This is a genomic window from Halomonas salsilacus, from assembly GCF_051216275.1.
Classification (GTDB): domain Bacteria; phylum Pseudomonadota; class Gammaproteobacteria; order Pseudomonadales; family Halomonadaceae; genus Halomonas.
Genome location: NZ_JBPKAQ010000003.1, coordinates 173,468 through 187,811 on the forward strand (window position 1 = coordinate 173,468; position 14,344 = coordinate 187,811).

The window sequence follows — 14,344 nt, forward strand, 5'->3', positions numbered from 1 at the left end:
GGAGAAGGGGCGGCCTGCCAGTCGGCAGGCCGCCTCGTCAGCAAGATGACACAAGATTCGCAACTTCCCGATCTACTGCCGGCCGCCGAGCTCAGCCTCTGCCTCTCCCGGGCCTTCCTCGCCCCCCAGGCAGGAGTGACGCTGGCAGAGGCCCAAGGTCCGCTGCTAGACGACCTGCGCAGCCTGGCCGAGACGCTACCGACGCTGGACACCGAGCGCCTCGATGCCCTCTCCCGGGCGCTGGCGGCGTTGACCGATAGCCAGCAATTGATCCTGGGCTACAGCCGCCTGTTCCTGACGCCACCAGCCCCGGCGCCGCTCAACCTGGGCGCCTATCTGGACGGTGGCCTGATGGCCCGCAGCGTGCCCTCCATGGAAGCCCTCTATCTCCGCCACGGACTGGAGCGCGATCCAACGTTCCTAGACCTGCCCGACCACCTCTCGCTGCACTTGCAGTGGCTGGCCTGGGTCTACAGCGAGGCCATGGAAGCCCGCGAAACCGGGACAGACGCCACCCCCGCGCTGACGGACGCCGCAACCATGCTGCACGATCTCACCCTGCCCGCCCTGGCCGGGGTTCGCCGCAAGGTGACACAGGCCGCAAGAGATGAGATCACCCTGCCCTGGCGCCTGCTGATTGAACTGACCCATGACCAGCTGACCCATGATCTGGCATGCCTCGAGGCCGCACTGCCCTCCCTCGCCTCCCGTGCAACTCCTCCTCCAAAGCGTCGCAACGTCAATACCGTGGAGACCTTCGAGGCCAGCGAGGCCCCGCGGGAGACACTGTCCTGCCGCTCCTGCGGCGAGGCCTTCGAGAGTGACCCGGTGATGGCGGAAATGCGCCAGAGACTGTCCGCCGCCGGCGTCAGCGCGGATCACCTGGCGGTTTGCCCGGGCTGTCGCGACGGTCAGGACGGCCCGACAACCCTGAGGCCTCCCGGCGCAGGCCTCAAGGCCTGGCAGTGACTCAAAAGGCAACCCGAAACAGGAGCCTCCCATGACGCGAATCTCCCCCCTGTGCGAGGTCACCGCCGACTATGTGCTGAACGACGAGGATGGCGAACGCCTGGCGGCCTCGACCCCAGAGGCGCCACTGCGCTATGTGCACGGCACGGGTCAGATGCTGCCGGCCCTGGAGTCAGCGCTGACAGGCCACCGGGCCGGCGACGAGATCAGCGTGACGCTGACGCCAGAACAGGCCTATGGCCCCCATCGGCCGGAACTGGTCTTCGAGGCGGTACGCGACAACCTGCCGCCGGGCCAGGAGCTCCGCATCGGCATGACGCTGACGCCCGGCGGCCAACGGGGCAAGTTCTCGCTGAAGGTGGTGAGCCTCACCGAACGCGGCGCCATGCTGGATGGCAACCATCCGCTGGCCGGCAGGACCGTGACATGGGATATTCGGATCCTGGAGGTCCAGCCGGGCAGGCGGCCGCCCCAGGGAGAGCTGGACTACCAGCCGATCCGCTGGGTCACTCTCGATGAGTAACAGACCCGGGAGACCTCCGAACAGCCACACAGCTGACGCCTGCCAGGCCATCGGAGAACAATCCCGGGATGTGTGAGCTACTCGCCCTGTCGTGCCGCCACCCGACGAGACTAACGTCATCGCTGACCGCGCTGGCCTCCCATGCCCAGGGAGAGAGCCGTAATCGCGATGGCTGGGGACTCGCCTTCTACCAGGGCCGGGACGTTGCCCTCTACCGAGGTATCGAGGCGGCCGACACCAGTGCCATGGTCACGTGGCTGGAGGCCCACGGCCTTTTGACTCGACTGTCCCTGGGCTACATCCGGCACGCCACCCAGGGAACGGTCGAACTCGCCAATACCGGGCCTTACATTCGTGAGCACAACGGAAGGGTCCATTGCTTCGCCCACAACGGCAATCTGTCTCGCCTGTTCGATGATGCCGAAGCGCCACCGGGACACTTTCGACCGGTAGGCGCCACTGACTCCGAGCTGGCCTTCTGCCATCTGATGTCAGGCCTGGAGAGGTTGAGCGCCCCGCTCCACAACATTCCCCCTCTAGAAACTCGGCTGGAGGCGGTCGCCGAGGTCGCCAGTACATTGCGCCGCTTCGGCCCGGCCAACTTCCTCTATGCGGACGGTGATACCATGTTTGTCCATGCCGACCGACGCCTTCAGCCCTCGACAGGGCTTGTCGAGCCGCCCGGGCTTTTCTGGCTGACCTGTCCGAGGCAGTCATCCAGCGAGCTGTTGGAGAGGCCCCCTTCACCGCAATCCGACCAGGCCCAGCACGCCATTCTGGTGTCCAGCGTGCCCCTATCGGGCGAGGACTGGCGGCCACTGCCCCAGGGCAGCATCCTCGCGGTGCGTGACGGCGAGCTGGTCGCGGAGATGCAGATATGACCTCCACCCACGACCACGACCACGGCCCGGTCAGTTTTGGCAAGGCGTTTGCCATCGGCATCACGCTCAATGTGGCCTTCGTGCTCGTCGAGGCCTTCTACGGTTGGAAGACCGGCTCACTGGCCCTGCTGGCCGATGCCGGTCACAACTTGAGCGACGTGGGAGGCTTGCTGCTGGCATGGGCGGCCTTCGGCGCCGCTCGCCTCAGGCCGAATGCTCGTCACACATATGGGTGGAAGCGTGGCTCGATCCTGGCCAGCTTCACCAACGCCATCCTGCTGCTGGTGGCCATGGGCATCCTGGCCTGGGAGGCCGTGCAGCGGCTGCAGACGCCGTCAACCATCGATGCCGGCACGGTCATGGTGGTCGCGGGAATCGGGGTGATCATCAATGCGGTAACGGCCTGGCTGTTTCTGGCAGGGAGCAAGCAAGACCTGAACATTCGCGGTGCCTTCCTGCACATGGCCGCCGATGCGCTGGTCTCGCTGGGTGTCGTGGTGGCCGGTGGCCTCTATCTCTGGAAAGGCTGGAGCTGGATCGATCCGGTGGTCAGCCTGCTGATCGCACTGGTGATCGTGGTGGGAACCTGGTCCTTATTGCACCGATCATTACACCTGCTGTTCGATGGCGTCCCGGACGACATTGATATGGAAGCGGTGGATGAGAGCCTGCGGGGGCTTCCCGGCGTGATTGATGTCCACGATCTGCACGTCTGGGCGATGAGCACCTCTGACAACGCCCTCACCGCCCACCTGGTCATCGATACAGACCATCTCGACCGAGACGCTCTGCTCGAGCAGGCCACCCTGATGCTGCATGAGCGTTTCAGGATACGCCACAGCGTGCTGCAACAGGAATCCAGGGAGTACGCGGCCCATTGCCCCATGGGAGAGCGGTGCTAGTCAGCAGCCAGTCCCGCGGTCCGCAACCGCTCCCTCAGGCGCTGGTTCTCCTCGATCAGGTCGGTCGCAAGGGCAGCGAGCTCGGGCGCTGCCTCGAAATCACGTTCCAGCCGACACAGCCGTCGAGCACGGGTCAGGTCACGACTGGTGAAGCGCCAGCTCGCCACATAGGGCGACCCATCGGCCAGCAGGCCACTCTCGATGCGCTCGACGACCCAGTCGGTGTCGACCGAGCAGGCGCGGGCCAGTTCCTCGAGGGACAGGGCCGCTTCGTCGATCAGTTCGCCACTGACCATGTGTTGGTGCACCATGTCCTAGCCTCCCTTCCGTTGGCGCGGATCGAAAGCGAGTTCATGCGCCATGGTCTCGTACAGTTCCCGCGCCCTGTCGGTGTCGGCCGGGGGCAGCACTACCTCGAGTTCCACATAGAGATCACCCGGTTCCGGCCCGGGGATACCGCGCCCCTTCAGGCGCAATCGGCGACCGGTCTGTGACCCGGCAGGCACCTTGAGCTTCACTCCCCCCGAGGGGGTCGGGGTTTCGATGCTGGCCCCCAGGGCAGCCTCCCAGGGCGTCACCGGCACCGTTTGATACACATCCCGACCCTCGACCCGATAACGCGAATCCGGCGAAAAATGAATCTCCAGATACAGGTCACCCGCCGGGCCGCCGCCGATACCGGGGCTGCCCTGCCCACTCAGGCGGATATGCTGGCCCTCCTTGACGCCCTTGGGGATGCGCACGCTCAGGGTGTGTTCCCGGGAGACCACACGGCCCTGCGCATCGACCTGGGGCACCTGCAGGGTGATCCCACGGGTCGCGCCGTGGAAGGCGTCCGCCAGGTCGATCACCACCTTGGCGTGACGATCCTCGCCGCGCATCTGATAGCCGCGCCCCTCTCGCCCTGGCCGGCCGCCCTGACCAAAGAGGTTGGCAAAGAAGTCACTGAACTCACCGAGATCGGCCTCCTCGAAGCCACGACCGCTGAACTCGAAGCCCGCATCCCAATCAGGCGGTGGCTGGAAATCCTGTCCCGACCGATACTGCTGAGCCAACTGGTCATAGGCGAGGCGCTTTTCCGGATCGGACAGCACCGCCTTGGCCTCGTTGATCTCCTGCATGCGCTGTTCGGCGTCGGACTCCTTGCTGACATCGGGATGATACTTGCGCGCCAGCTTGCGGTAGGCCTTCTTGATGTCATCGGCCGTCGCGGTCTTCGCCACCCCGAGCACCTGATAGTAATCCTTGAATTCCACGTGTGAACGCTCCGACAGAGGCCACGTCTAGTCAGAAGCGCGATGACACGGGTACCGCTTCTGACAGGATCCAGCAATTAGATTCAAGACTAGTCGAAAATGGCCAGGAACATGTGGAGAAAGGAAAGCGGATCGCGGGTTGTAGCGGGGCAAGTGGACAGAGGAATGGGTAGAGAAGTGGAAGGAGAAGCGACGGCCCCACAGAGCCTCAGCACATGGCCAGCCGCCGCTCGGGGCGGTTACCCATGCCGACGAGGCGTGCCTGCAATCCTGCCAGGCGCTCGGCCTGCCCCTTCTCGGCGGCCAGCAGCGCCTCAACGACCCAGTCCGGCACCGTCTCGGCAATACGATAATAGACCCACTGGCCCTCGCGTCGATCGCTGAGCAGGCCGCAGGTACGCAGCTGCGCCAGGTGGCGCGACACCTTGGGCTGTGACTCCTCCAGCGCGTGGGTCATCTCGCAGACACACAGCTCTTCCTCGCGACGGATCAGCAGGGTCAGGGTCAGGCGAGTCTCATCGCCCAGGCACTTGAACAGTCGAGCGGGATTCAGCGGGATCACAATGCAACCTAACGGAAATGGAATGTCGCAAATTCTACGCCATCGGAACCCGGCCGGCATCCCGTTGATGAGTCCGGCATGCCGGATGGGGCACCTGATCTACCCGTAGCGGCCGGTAATGTAATCCTCGGTCTGTTTATTGACCGGATCAGTGAAGATCTTGTCGGTCTCGTCGTATTCCACCAGATCACCCAGGTACATGAAGGCGGTGTAATCGGAGACCCGGGCCGCCTGTTGCATGTTGTGGGTCACGATCAGGATGGTGTACTTGTCCTTGAGCTCGTTGATCAGCTCCTCGATCTTCAGCGTGGAGATGGGGTCCAGCGCCGAGGCCGGCTCATCGAGCAGGATCACCTCGGGCTCGATGGCAATGGCCCTCGCGATCACCAGGCGCTGCTGCTGGCCGCCGGATAGCCCGAAGGCGTTGTCGCTCAGGCGATCCTTGACCTCATCCCAGAGCGCGGCGCCTCGCAACGAGCGCTCCACCACCTCATCGAGCACGGCCCTGTTGTTGACTCCCTGCAGGCGCAGGCCGTAGGCCACGTTCTCGTAGATCGACTTGGGAAAGGGGTTGGGCTTCTGGAACACCATGCCGACCTTGCGGCGCAGCTCGGCCACATCGACGCCACGGGCATAGATGTCGTCGCCGTCGAGCAGGATCTTGCCCTCGACCCGGCATATGTCCACCAGATCATTCATGCGATTGAAGCAGCGCAGCAGGGTCGACTTGCCGCAGCCGGACGGCCCGATGAAGGCGGTGACCTTGTTGCGAGGGATATCCAGGTTGATGCCCTTGAGCGCCTGCTCCTTACCGTAGAAGAGATTGAGGTCACGCACCTGGAAGGTGACGCCCTTCATGCCCGAGGGAGTCTTGGCATGGCTGGCGACGGGACGGGGAGCGGTAGTCGCGGTAGTCATTGAGGTCATGGTCTCGTGTCTCGTGTCTCGTGTTCTGGCGATCGGCGGCCTCGACCGCCGATCGGTATCCGGAGAATCGCCGTCAATCAGTCGGAAGCGGCGCGGTAGCGCTCACGCAGCCGGTTTCGGATGCTGATGGCGGTCAGGTTAAGCACAATGATCAGAATCACCAGCACCAGCGCCGTGGCATAGACCAGCGGGCGGGCGGCCTCGACGTTGGGGCTCTGGAAGCCCACATCATAGATATGGAAGCCGAGGTGCATGATCTGTCGCTCCAGATGGACGAACGGGAAGGTCATATCCACCGGCAGGGTCGGCGCCAGCTTGACCACCCCCACCAGCATCAGCGGCGCTACCTCACCCGCGGCCCGGGCGATGGCCAGGATCATGCCGGTCATCATCGCCGGTGTGGCCAGCGGCACCACCACTTTCCACAGCGTCTCTGACTTGGTCGCCCCCAGCGCCAGGGAGCCATGGCGCACCGAGGAAGGAATCCTCGCCAGCCCCTCCTCGGTGGAGACGATCACCACCGGCAGGGTCAGCAGCGCCAGCGTCAATGAGGCCCAGATCAGCGCCGGCGAGCCGAAGGTGGGGGATGGCAGCCGCTCCGAGTAGAACAGCTGGTCGATGGACCCCCCCATGGTGTAGATGAAGAAGCCCAGGCCGAAGACCCCGTAGACGATGGAGGGCACCCCGGCGAGATTGTAGACCGAGATACGGATCAGGCGAAGCAGTGGCCCCTGCTTGGCATACTCGCGCAGGTAGATGGCCGCCAGCACGCCGAAGGGACTGACGATCATGGACATCAGCAGCACCATGGTCACGGTGCCGAAGATGGCCGGGAAGATGCCGCCGGCCGTGTTGGCCTCGCGAGGCTCGCCGCTGACGAAGGCCCAGAACTGCTGAACATACTCCACCACCTTGGCGGTCAGGGTCAGGCTGTTGGGCTGCACGGCCCGCACGATATCGCCGATGCGAATCTGCACTTCCTCGCCACCGGTGACCGATGCCACCAGGGTGTCGCGATAGAGTTCACGGCGCAGGATATCGATCTCACCGCGCAGGGTCTGGAACTCCTCCTGCAGAATGGCTTGCCGATCCTGGATCTGGCCCAGCTGCGCCTGAAGCACGTCGGGATCGATATCGGGATCCCGCTGCAGGGCACGCTCGCGCAGGCGCAGCTCTTCCATTTCCGCGCTGATCACCCCCACATCGTTACGCTCGATTTGATTCAGCTCACCATAGAGCGTGTTGGCGCGGGCGACCCGAGACTGCAGGGCGTCCCACAGACCCTCGCCCTCGGCGACCACCTCGCCCGCTTCCAGCACCCGCAGCGCATAGCCGAAGAAGTCGCCCCACTCGCGGCGCTCCAGGCGCATGGCATCCGGCGGCGCCTGCCACTCCGTCATCTGCAGTTCGGCGTACCAGGCAAAATCATTGCCGGTCACGTCCCGGTTGCCCTGCTTGATCAAATGTCGGACAACCAGGTCATCGTTATCGAGCTCGGGAGGCACCGCAATGCCCGCATCCCGCGCCACGGGAACGGGAATGGTCTCGGCACGCACGTGCTCCCCCATCACCATCTGGCCAAGGCCCAGTTCGGGGTCGCCGACCTGGAACTCGACAATCTCGGTGGGATAGAAGTGGCTGAGGCCGCGCACGGCGATCAGGCCGATCAACCCCACCACCATGATGACCGAAATCGCCACCGCGCCGGCATTCAACCACACCCAGGGGGCACCGCTTTTCCACCAAAGTTTCATCGTTGTCTCCCGGACTCAGAGGTTGCCGTAGCGCTTGCGCAGGCGCTGGCGAATGATTTCGGCAAGGGTATTGACCACGAAGGTCATGGCGAGCAGCACCAGCGCCGCCAGGAAGAGGACCCGGAAGTGGCTGGACCCCACCGCGGCTTCCGTCATTTCCACCGCGATGTTGGCCGACAGGGTGCGCATGCCCTCGAAGATATTGAAATTCATGATTGGGCTGTTGCCGGTGGCCATCAGCACGATCATCGTCTCACCCACCGCACGGCCGAAGCCCATCATCACCGCAGAGAACATGCCGACGCTGGCGGTAGGCAGGACTACGCCAACCACGGTCTGCCAGCGGGTGGCGCCCAGCGCCAGGGAACCCTGGGTGAGATGCTTGGGCACGTTAAAGACCGCATCCTCCGCGATGGAGAAGATGGTCGGAATCACCGCGAAGCCCATGGCGATGCCGACCACCAAAGCGTTGCGCTGGTCGTAGGTGAAGCCATTATCGGTCAGCCACTGTCGCATGCTGCCATCGAAGAACATGATCTCCACATAGGGGCTCGCCGTGACACAGGCCCAGCCGATGAAGATGATGATCGGCATCAGCAGCACTGCCTCCCAACCGTCGGGCACCCGGGTGCGCAAGCGCTCGGGCAGTAAACTCCACAGATAGGCAAAGACCAGCATGGCGATGGGCATCAGGATCAGGATGCTGAACACTGCCGGCAACCGGTTCTCGACGAAGGGAGCGAGCCACAGGCCGGCCAGGAAGCCGAGAATGACCGTGGGCAGCGCCTCCATCACCTCGATGGTGGGCTTCACCTTGCCGCGCAGCTTCGGCGACATGAAGTAGGCGGTGTAGATGGCCCCCATCAGTGCCAGCGGCGTGGCAAACAGCATCGCGTAAAACGCCGCCTTCAAGGTGCCCAGGGTCAGGGGCATAAGGCTCATCTTCGGCTCGTACTCATCGCCGCCGGCGGTGGACTGCCACACATAGCGAGGCTCGCTGCTGCCCTCATACCAGACCTTCTGCCACAGGGAGGAGAAGGAGATACCGGGGTGTGCATTATTGACGCTGGCCACCTGTAGCTGATGGTTCTCGTCGGCAATCAGCGCCATCGAGTTAACCGGCGAGATGGCGATACGCGCCAGGGGGCCTTCGGTCATCGTCCCATCGAAGACGTCAGCCCCCGCCGTGGCGTGGTGAATGCCCATATTCCCAAGCTCATCACCCACCAAAAAGCCCCGCCGCATGTGCTCCGGTGCGATATGGGTGATCGGGGCCTCATAGCGGGCGAAGTCACGAACATGGGCCAGGTCATACTGGTTCTGGGCATCGCGGACGGGAAAGTACTGACGTACTTGACCGTCGGAGGTGCCGGCGATGATCGATACCGTGCCATTGAGATAGGCCATCTCAGACACGTAGCCGTTATCAGTGACCTGAACGGCGCCGAGGTAACGGGGATTGCTGAGATTGCCAATATTGTAGTGATGGATGTAGCCCGCATCGTCGGAGACGTAGAGGTGACGGTAGCGGTTGTCGATCAGGATCTGACGGGCGCGACCCTCAAAGCCGGGCAGCTCGGCCGTGGTCTGCTCCACGGTCACCGCGCCGGTCATGATGTTCTCCTGGCGATCGAAGGAGGTCACCATCAAGGTGCCGTCTTCGAGCTCGGCGGCGGCATAGGTACCGCGATCACTGAGTTGCAAGCCCAGCACCTGGATGGCACGTCCCTCCTCGTCCAGGGTCAGGGGTTCCTCACCGAGGGGAAACTTCAGCTCGGGCTCGATGTGGCGCAGGTTATCCGGGTAGGTGATCGCGTAGTCCACCTGGCCGAGGCTGATGGCCCCGTTATCGTAGCCGTAGGCGAAGGCCCCCGTGGTAGCGAAGGCGGTCGCGAAAGCTGTGCGCGTCGCGCCATCGGGCCGAGGCATCTCGAACGACGAACGCAAGCCCCCCCCCTCCAGGTCGAAGAAGGTGATGCGCCCCGTGTCGGTGAAACTCGCCCCCAGGGTGTCGTAGCGATCGATGGTCAGGTGTTCGAGTGACTCGCCGCTTTCCATTCCGGGAATGGCATAGGTCTGCTCGGTCGATACCTGGGCCGACTTGAAGAGCGGCATGACCTCGGAGAAGAGGTAGACGAAGATCATCCCGAGGGCGATCACGACCCCGATGCCGGCGGCACCAATACCGTACCGGGAAATGTTGTCCTTCAGCGTGCGCTTGCGCCGCAGGCGCTCACGCTGCTCAGGGGTGGGCAGCAGCGATCTGCCTTGACCCGACGTGGGGCGTTGGGACATGTCATTCATGGCGGATGGGCAATCCCGTCAGGTGGAAAGATACGCAGAGGGTAATCAGGGACCGTGACAGCTATGTGACAGTCCCTGAAATAAGAAAGGGGCGCCTGAGCGCCCCGGATACAGCCTTTACTAGTTGCTGATTAGTCGAGACCCAACTCGCCGCGCACGCGGCTGGCCACGGTCTCGGGCAGCGGGATGTAGCCGTCGCGGGCGGTTACTTCCTGACCCTGCTTGGAGAGCACCATCTTCAGGAACTCGGCCTGCTGCGGGGCCAGATCCTCGTTGGGGTGCTTGTTCACGTAGACGAACAGGAAGCGCGCCAACGGGTAATTCTCGTTATCCACCTCGAAGGCTTCTTCGCCCTCGTCGCGGGCCACCGGCACGGCGCGGACCTGGGAGGTGATGTAGCCGATGCCGGAGTAGCCGATGCCGTTGATCGACTCGCTTACGCCCTGCACCACCGAGGCGGAACCCGGCTGCTCGTTGATGGAGTCCTTGAAGTCACCGCCGCACAGGGCATTCTCGGCGAAGAAGCCGTAGGTGCCGGAGACAGCGTTACGACTGTAAAGGGTCATGTCACGGTTTGACCAACTGCCTTCCAGGCCCAACTGACCCCAGCGGGTGATATCTTCCGGGTAGCCGCAGCGTCGAGTGTCGGAGAAGATCGCGTCGACCTGCGGTACGGTGATGCTTTCCAGGGGGTTATCCTGGTTGACGTAGATGGCCAGGGCATCGATGGCCACCGGCACCATGGTGGGCGGATAGCCGTGGCGATCCTCGAAGGCCTGCACTTCGGATGTACGCATCTCACGGCTCATTGGGCCGAACTGGGAGGTGCCCTCGGTCAGGGCGGTGGGGGCGGTGCTGGAACCAGCGCCCTGGATCTGGATGTTGATGTTCGGATAGAAGCCCGCGAACTCCTCGGCCCAGAGGGTCATCAGGTTGTTCAGGGTGTCGGAACCGATGCTGGTCATGTTGCCGGAGATGCCACTGGCACGCTCATAGGTCGGCAGGTTGGGATCGACGCGTTCCGCCATAGCGGCAGTGCTGACGAAAGAGGCACCGATAACGGCGGCAGCGATGAGCTTGAATTTCATCTTGGTCTCCAGGTGTCGTGCGGCTGTGCCACAGCGTTGAGGACTCGATCCGCAATCCGTGGATCGATGGGGGCGACTATAGGGAGACCGCATGACACTTCGGTGACATGGCGCGCCGAGTTGATGAATATTGTGTGACAGCACGACCTGGGCGCACCGTCAGAACAGCAGCCCCAGCGCCGCCAGGGTGCAGAGGGCCAGCGAGACCCCCTGAAGCAGGCGGCGGTCGAGGCGATGGGCGACGCGGCTGGCCAGCCAGCTGCCGGCCAGCACCCCCGGGGTGAAGGTCAGCGCCATGCCGAAGTGCCAGGGCCGGATCAGCCCCGCCAGGGCCAGGGTGACCAGCGTCATCAGCGCCGTGACCACGAAGAAGGCCGAGAGGGTGCCGCGCAGCCGATCCGGCGAGAAGCCGTGTAGCAGCAGCACCAGGGGCGGGCCGCTCAGCGCAGCCACAGTGCCGAGGATCCCCGAGAAAACCCCAGCGCCGAACAGAGTGGCGCGGTTGACCGGCAGGCGGAAGCGGAACAGGGTCACCGCCACGGCGAACAGCACACTGCCGGCGATCAGCTTTTCCAGCACCGCCATGGGCGTGGCGATCAACAGCCACAGCCCCAGGGCATTGCCGGGGACCCGACCCACCAGGGCCATGCCGATCTCGGCCAGGCGCACCTCGCGCCAGTAGTGGCGCAGGGTGGTCAGTGCCACCGTGAAGCCGAACAGCACCAGAATCACCGGCACCAACCGCGGCTCCAGCATCAGCAGCAGCGGCGCCCCCACTACGGCCAGGCCAAAGCCGGTGGCGCGCTGCACGAAGGCGCCCAGCGCCAGCACGGCGGCACACCAGAGCCAGATCGCGGGGCTCATGTCGAGCCAAGTCCCGGGGATCATGTCCAGCCAGGCCAGCAGCGCTTCAGGCATGGCCAGGGCGGCCCGCCAGCAAACGCAGCCCCAGGTTGCCGATCAACGCCGCGCCCAGCATGGTGCCCACCATGGGCCAGGCGCTGTCTACTTCGAAGGCCCCCACCAGCACACCAGCCAGCGCGCCGCAGGAGAACTGGATGCTGCCCTGCAGGGCCGCTGCGGTGGCGCTCATGTGGTGGAAGTGGTCGAGCAGCGCGGAGATGGCATTGGGCGCCACCAGGCCGATGGTGCCGGCGAACACCATGATCAGCGGCACCATGGTCCACAGCGACTCCAGCCCGCTGGCCACTACAAGCACCAATCCCAGCGCCGCGCCCAGTTGGATGGCCAGACCCAGGCGCAGGTTCTGATGGGGGCTGCGCCACCTCAGCAGGCGGATATTGAGGCGGTTGGAGGCCGCCATGGCGATCACGTTGACCCCGAATACCAGCGGATAGAGGTCGGGGCCCAGCCCGAAGTGCTCCAGATAGAGGAAGGGCGAGGCGGTGATGAAGGCAAACAAGCCGGCAAACGACATGGAGGCGGCGCACACATAGCCCATGGCCTCGCGGTGGCGCAGCACGCTGGCATAGTTGGCCAGCACCTGCCGCGGCGAAGCGACGGGCGACCCCGGGGCCCGAGTCTCCGGCAGGCGGGTGCCCAGCAGCCACATCAGGAAGGCGGCATAGACTGCCAGGAAAATGAAGATCAGCCACCACTCGCCCAGATAGAGCAGGCCGCTGCCCACCACTGGTGCGACCAGCGGGGCCATCAGCATGATGATCGCCATGGTCGACATCACCTTGGCCGCCTCGCGCCCGCTGAAGCAGTCGCGCACGATGGCTGCCGAGTTGACCACCGTGGCGCCTCCCCCCAGGGCCTGGACGAAACGCCAGGCCAGCAGTTCGGGCAGCGAGCTCACCGTGGTGATGGCCAGGCTCGCCAGCAGGAAGACCACCAGGCCGCCAAGCAGCACCGGCTTGCGGCCGATGCGATCCGAGAGCGGACCGAACAGCAGTTGGCCCAGGGCGAAGCCGGCCAGGAAGGCGGAGAGCGAGAGCTCGGTATGGTGGATACTGGCGCCCACGGCATCGGCCAGGGCCGCCATGGCGGGCAGGTAGGCGTCGATGGCGAAGGGGGCCAGGGCGGTGTTGGCGGCCACCAGCAGCGCCACGCGTCGGGCGTCGAGGGTCAAGGAGGCTCCTGAACATGCATAGATAGGCGGCTAATAATAGCCTATTGTCACCTTACCTGCCGGTCCCTGTTCCCTGTCATACTGGCTTGATAGAGTGTCTTCCCCCTTTCCACGAGGAGCCCAGCCCATGGCCGATGACCTGCTTTCGCAACTCCGACAGATGACCACCGTGGTCGCCGATACCGGCGACATCGACGCCATCCGTCTATTCAAGCCCACCGACGCCACCACCAACCCCTCACTGATCCTCCAGGCCGCCCAACTGGAGGAGCGTCGCGAACGGCTGGGCGAGATCGCCCGCCAGGCCGCGGATATCGACGACGCCCTGGATGCCGTGGCCGTGGAGATCGGCAGCGAGATCAGCTCCCTGGTGCCGGGTTACATCTCCACCGAGGTGAGCGCCCGGCTCTCCTTCGACACCGACGCCACCCTGGCACGGGCCCGCTCACTGATCGAGCGCTATGGTCGTCACGGGGTCGGACCGGAGCGCATCCTGATCAAGGTCGCCGCCACCTGGGAGGGTATCCGCGCCGCTCAGCAGCTCGAGCGTGAAGGCATCCACACCAACCTGACCCTGCTGTTCGGCTTCGCCCAGGCCCAGGCCTGCGCCGACGCCGGGGTGACCCTGGTCTCGCCCTTCGTAGGTCGCATCCTCGACTGGCACAAGGCGCAGTCACCGGATGCCGACTTCAGCGGCGACAACGACCCCGGCGTCCAGTCGGTGAAGCGCATCTACGAGCACTACAAGGGGCACGGCTACGACACCATCGTGATGGGGGCGAGCTTTCGCAACAGTGGCGAGATCCTGGCACTGGCAGGCTGTGACCGGCTGACCATCTCCCCTGCTCTGCTCGGCGAGCTGGCCGAGGCCAACGGCACCCTGGCGCGCCGACTCTCTCCCCAGGATGCCGAGACTCGGGCCCCTGAGCCGCTGCACGAGGCCGACTACCGCTGGCACATGAACGAGGATGCCATGGCCACCGAGAAGCTGGCCGAGGGCATCCGCAAGTTCATGGAGGATCAGCGCAAGCTGGAGGCGCTGCTGGGCGAGCTGCGACGGGGCTGAAGAAACGCCGCGGGGCG

14 protein-coding genes are annotated in these 14,344 nt (G+C 64.5%); 5 read left to right on the forward strand and 9 right to left on the reverse strand.

Annotated elements, in window-relative coordinates; genetic code table 11:
- Positions 1-45 precede the first annotated feature (45 nt).
- From ACR80S_RS06335 to ACR80S_RS06350, 4 genes are all read left to right on the forward strand, one after another.
- A complete protein-coding gene (locus tag ACR80S_RS06335; RefSeq protein WP_435401969.1) occupies positions 46-969 on the forward strand; it encodes a molecular chaperone TorD family protein in 924 nt (307 codons plus the stop codon).
- A 31-nt stretch (positions 970-1,000) separates the two neighbouring features.
- Positions 1,001-1,492 (forward strand): FKBP-type peptidyl-prolyl cis-trans isomerase, encoded by a 492-nt coding sequence (locus tag ACR80S_RS06340; RefSeq protein ID WP_435401968.1) that lies wholly within the window; start codon positions 1,001-1,003, stop codon positions 1,490-1,492.
- A gap of 68 nt (positions 1,493-1,560) precedes the next feature.
- Positions 1,561-2,373 (forward strand): class II glutamine amidotransferase, encoded by an 813-nt coding sequence (locus tag ACR80S_RS06345; protein WP_435401967.1) that lies wholly within the window; start codon positions 1,561-1,563, stop codon positions 2,371-2,373.
- On the forward strand, positions 2,370-3,275 hold the full coding sequence (locus ACR80S_RS06350; protein ID WP_435401966.1) for a cation diffusion facilitator family transporter: 906 nt from the start codon (positions 2,370-2,372) through the stop codon (positions 3,273-3,275). Before ACR80S_RS06345 ends, ACR80S_RS06350 begins: the two co-directional genes overlap by 4 nt.
- On the opposite strand, the gene ACR80S_RS06355 is transcribed toward ACR80S_RS06350, so the two are convergent.
- The 9 genes from ACR80S_RS06355 to ACR80S_RS06395 all read right to left on the reverse strand — a co-directional run bounded on the left by ACR80S_RS06355 (position 3,272) and on the right by ACR80S_RS06395 (position 13,261).
- On the reverse strand, positions 3,272-3,586 hold the full coding sequence (locus ACR80S_RS06355) for a chaperone modulator CbpM (RefSeq protein ID WP_435402848.1): 315 nt from the start codon (positions 3,584-3,586) through the stop codon (positions 3,272-3,274). The two genes, ACR80S_RS06350 and ACR80S_RS06355, sit on opposite strands and share 4 nt — an antisense overlap.
- Positions 3,587-3,589: 3 nt before the next feature.
- A complete protein-coding gene (locus tag ACR80S_RS06360; protein WP_435402849.1) occupies positions 3,590-4,531 on the reverse strand; it encodes a DnaJ C-terminal domain-containing protein in 942 nt (313 codons plus the stop codon).
- A gap of 208 nt (positions 4,532-4,739) precedes the next feature.
- Positions 4,740-5,090, reverse strand: a complete 351-nt coding sequence (locus ACR80S_RS06365) for a metalloregulator ArsR/SmtB family transcription factor (RefSeq protein WP_435401986.1) — start codon at positions 5,088-5,090, stop codon at positions 4,740-4,742.
- 102 nt (positions 5,091-5,192) lie between these two features.
- Positions 5,193-6,020: a phosphate ABC transporter ATP-binding protein PstB gene (pstB, locus tag ACR80S_RS06370; RefSeq protein ID WP_435402850.1), complete on the reverse strand. Its 828-nt coding sequence runs from the start codon at positions 6,018-6,020 to the stop codon at positions 5,193-5,195.
- 77 nt (positions 6,021-6,097) lie between these two features.
- Positions 6,098-7,774, reverse strand: coding sequence for a phosphate ABC transporter permease PstA (gene pstA, locus ACR80S_RS06375; protein ID WP_435401963.1), 1,677 nt, complete (start codon positions 7,772-7,774; stop codon positions 6,098-6,100).
- A 15-nt stretch (positions 7,775-7,789) separates the two neighbouring features.
- On the reverse strand, positions 7,790-10,069 hold the full coding sequence (locus ACR80S_RS06380) for an ABC transporter permease subunit (protein ID WP_435401962.1): 2,280 nt from the start codon (positions 10,067-10,069) through the stop codon (positions 7,790-7,792).
- 140 nt (positions 10,070-10,209) lie between these two features.
- The gene (locus ACR80S_RS06385; RefSeq protein ID WP_435401961.1) at positions 10,210-11,166 is read right to left on the reverse strand and encodes a PstS family phosphate ABC transporter substrate-binding protein; all 957 of its coding nucleotides are present in this window, start codon (positions 11,164-11,166) and stop codon (positions 10,210-10,212) included.
- A 159-nt stretch (positions 11,167-11,325) separates the two neighbouring features.
- The gene (locus tag ACR80S_RS06390; RefSeq protein WP_435401960.1) at positions 11,326-12,084 is read right to left on the reverse strand and encodes a sulfite exporter TauE/SafE family protein; all 759 of its coding nucleotides are present in this window, start codon (positions 12,082-12,084) and stop codon (positions 11,326-11,328) included.
- Complete coding sequence (locus ACR80S_RS06395; RefSeq protein ID WP_435402851.1) at positions 12,077-13,261, reverse strand: Bcr/CflA family multidrug efflux MFS transporter; 1,185 nt, start codon at positions 13,259-13,261, stop codon at positions 12,077-12,079. Before ACR80S_RS06395 ends, ACR80S_RS06390 begins: the two co-directional genes overlap by 8 nt.
- A 127-nt stretch (positions 13,262-13,388) precedes the next feature.
- On the opposite strand from ACR80S_RS06395, the gene tal reads away from it, so the two are divergent.
- Entirely contained in the window at positions 13,389-14,327 is a 939-nt protein-coding gene (gene tal / locus ACR80S_RS06400) for a transaldolase (RefSeq protein ID WP_435402852.1), read from the forward strand.
- Positions 14,328-14,344: the final 17 nt, after the last annotated feature.

Bases quoted from the DNA above. Each gene is read 5' to 3' on its own strand.
- ACR80S_RS06350 (WP_435401966.1), top strand. From the start codon at position 2,370: ATGACCTCCACCCACGACCACGACCACGGCCCGGTCAGTTTTGGCAAG.
- pstB (WP_435402850.1), bottom strand. From the start codon at position 6,020: ATGACCTCAATGACTACCGCGACTACCGCTCCCCGTCCCGTCGCCAGC.
- pstA (WP_435401963.1), bottom strand. From the start codon at position 7,774: ATGAAACTTTGGTGGAAAAGCGGTGCCCCCTGGGTGTGGTTGAATGCC.
- ACR80S_RS06385 (WP_435401961.1), bottom strand. From the start codon at position 11,166: ATGAAATTCAAGCTCATCGCTGCCGCCGTTATCGGTGCCTCTTTCGTC.
- ACR80S_RS06355 (WP_435402848.1), bottom strand. From the start codon at position 3,586: ATGGTGCACCAACACATGGTCAGTGGCGAACTGATCGACGAAGCGGCC.
- tal (WP_435402852.1), top strand. From the start codon at position 13,389: ATGGCCGATGACCTGCTTTCGCAACTCCGACAGATGACCACCGTGGTC.
- ACR80S_RS06335 (WP_435401969.1), top strand. From the start codon at position 46: ATGACACAAGATTCGCAACTTCCCGATCTACTGCCGGCCGCCGAGCTC.
- ACR80S_RS06345 (WP_435401967.1), top strand. From the start codon at position 1,561: ATGTGTGAGCTACTCGCCCTGTCGTGCCGCCACCCGACGAGACTAACG.
- ACR80S_RS06390 (WP_435401960.1), bottom strand. From the start codon at position 12,084: ATGCCTGAAGCGCTGCTGGCCTGGCTGGACATGATCCCCGGGACTTGG.
- ACR80S_RS06380 (WP_435401962.1), bottom strand. From the start codon at position 10,069: ATGTCCCAACGCCCCACGTCGGGTCAAGGCAGATCGCTGCTGCCCACC.
- ACR80S_RS06340 (WP_435401968.1), top strand. From the start codon at position 1,001: ATGACGCGAATCTCCCCCCTGTGCGAGGTCACCGCCGACTATGTGCTG.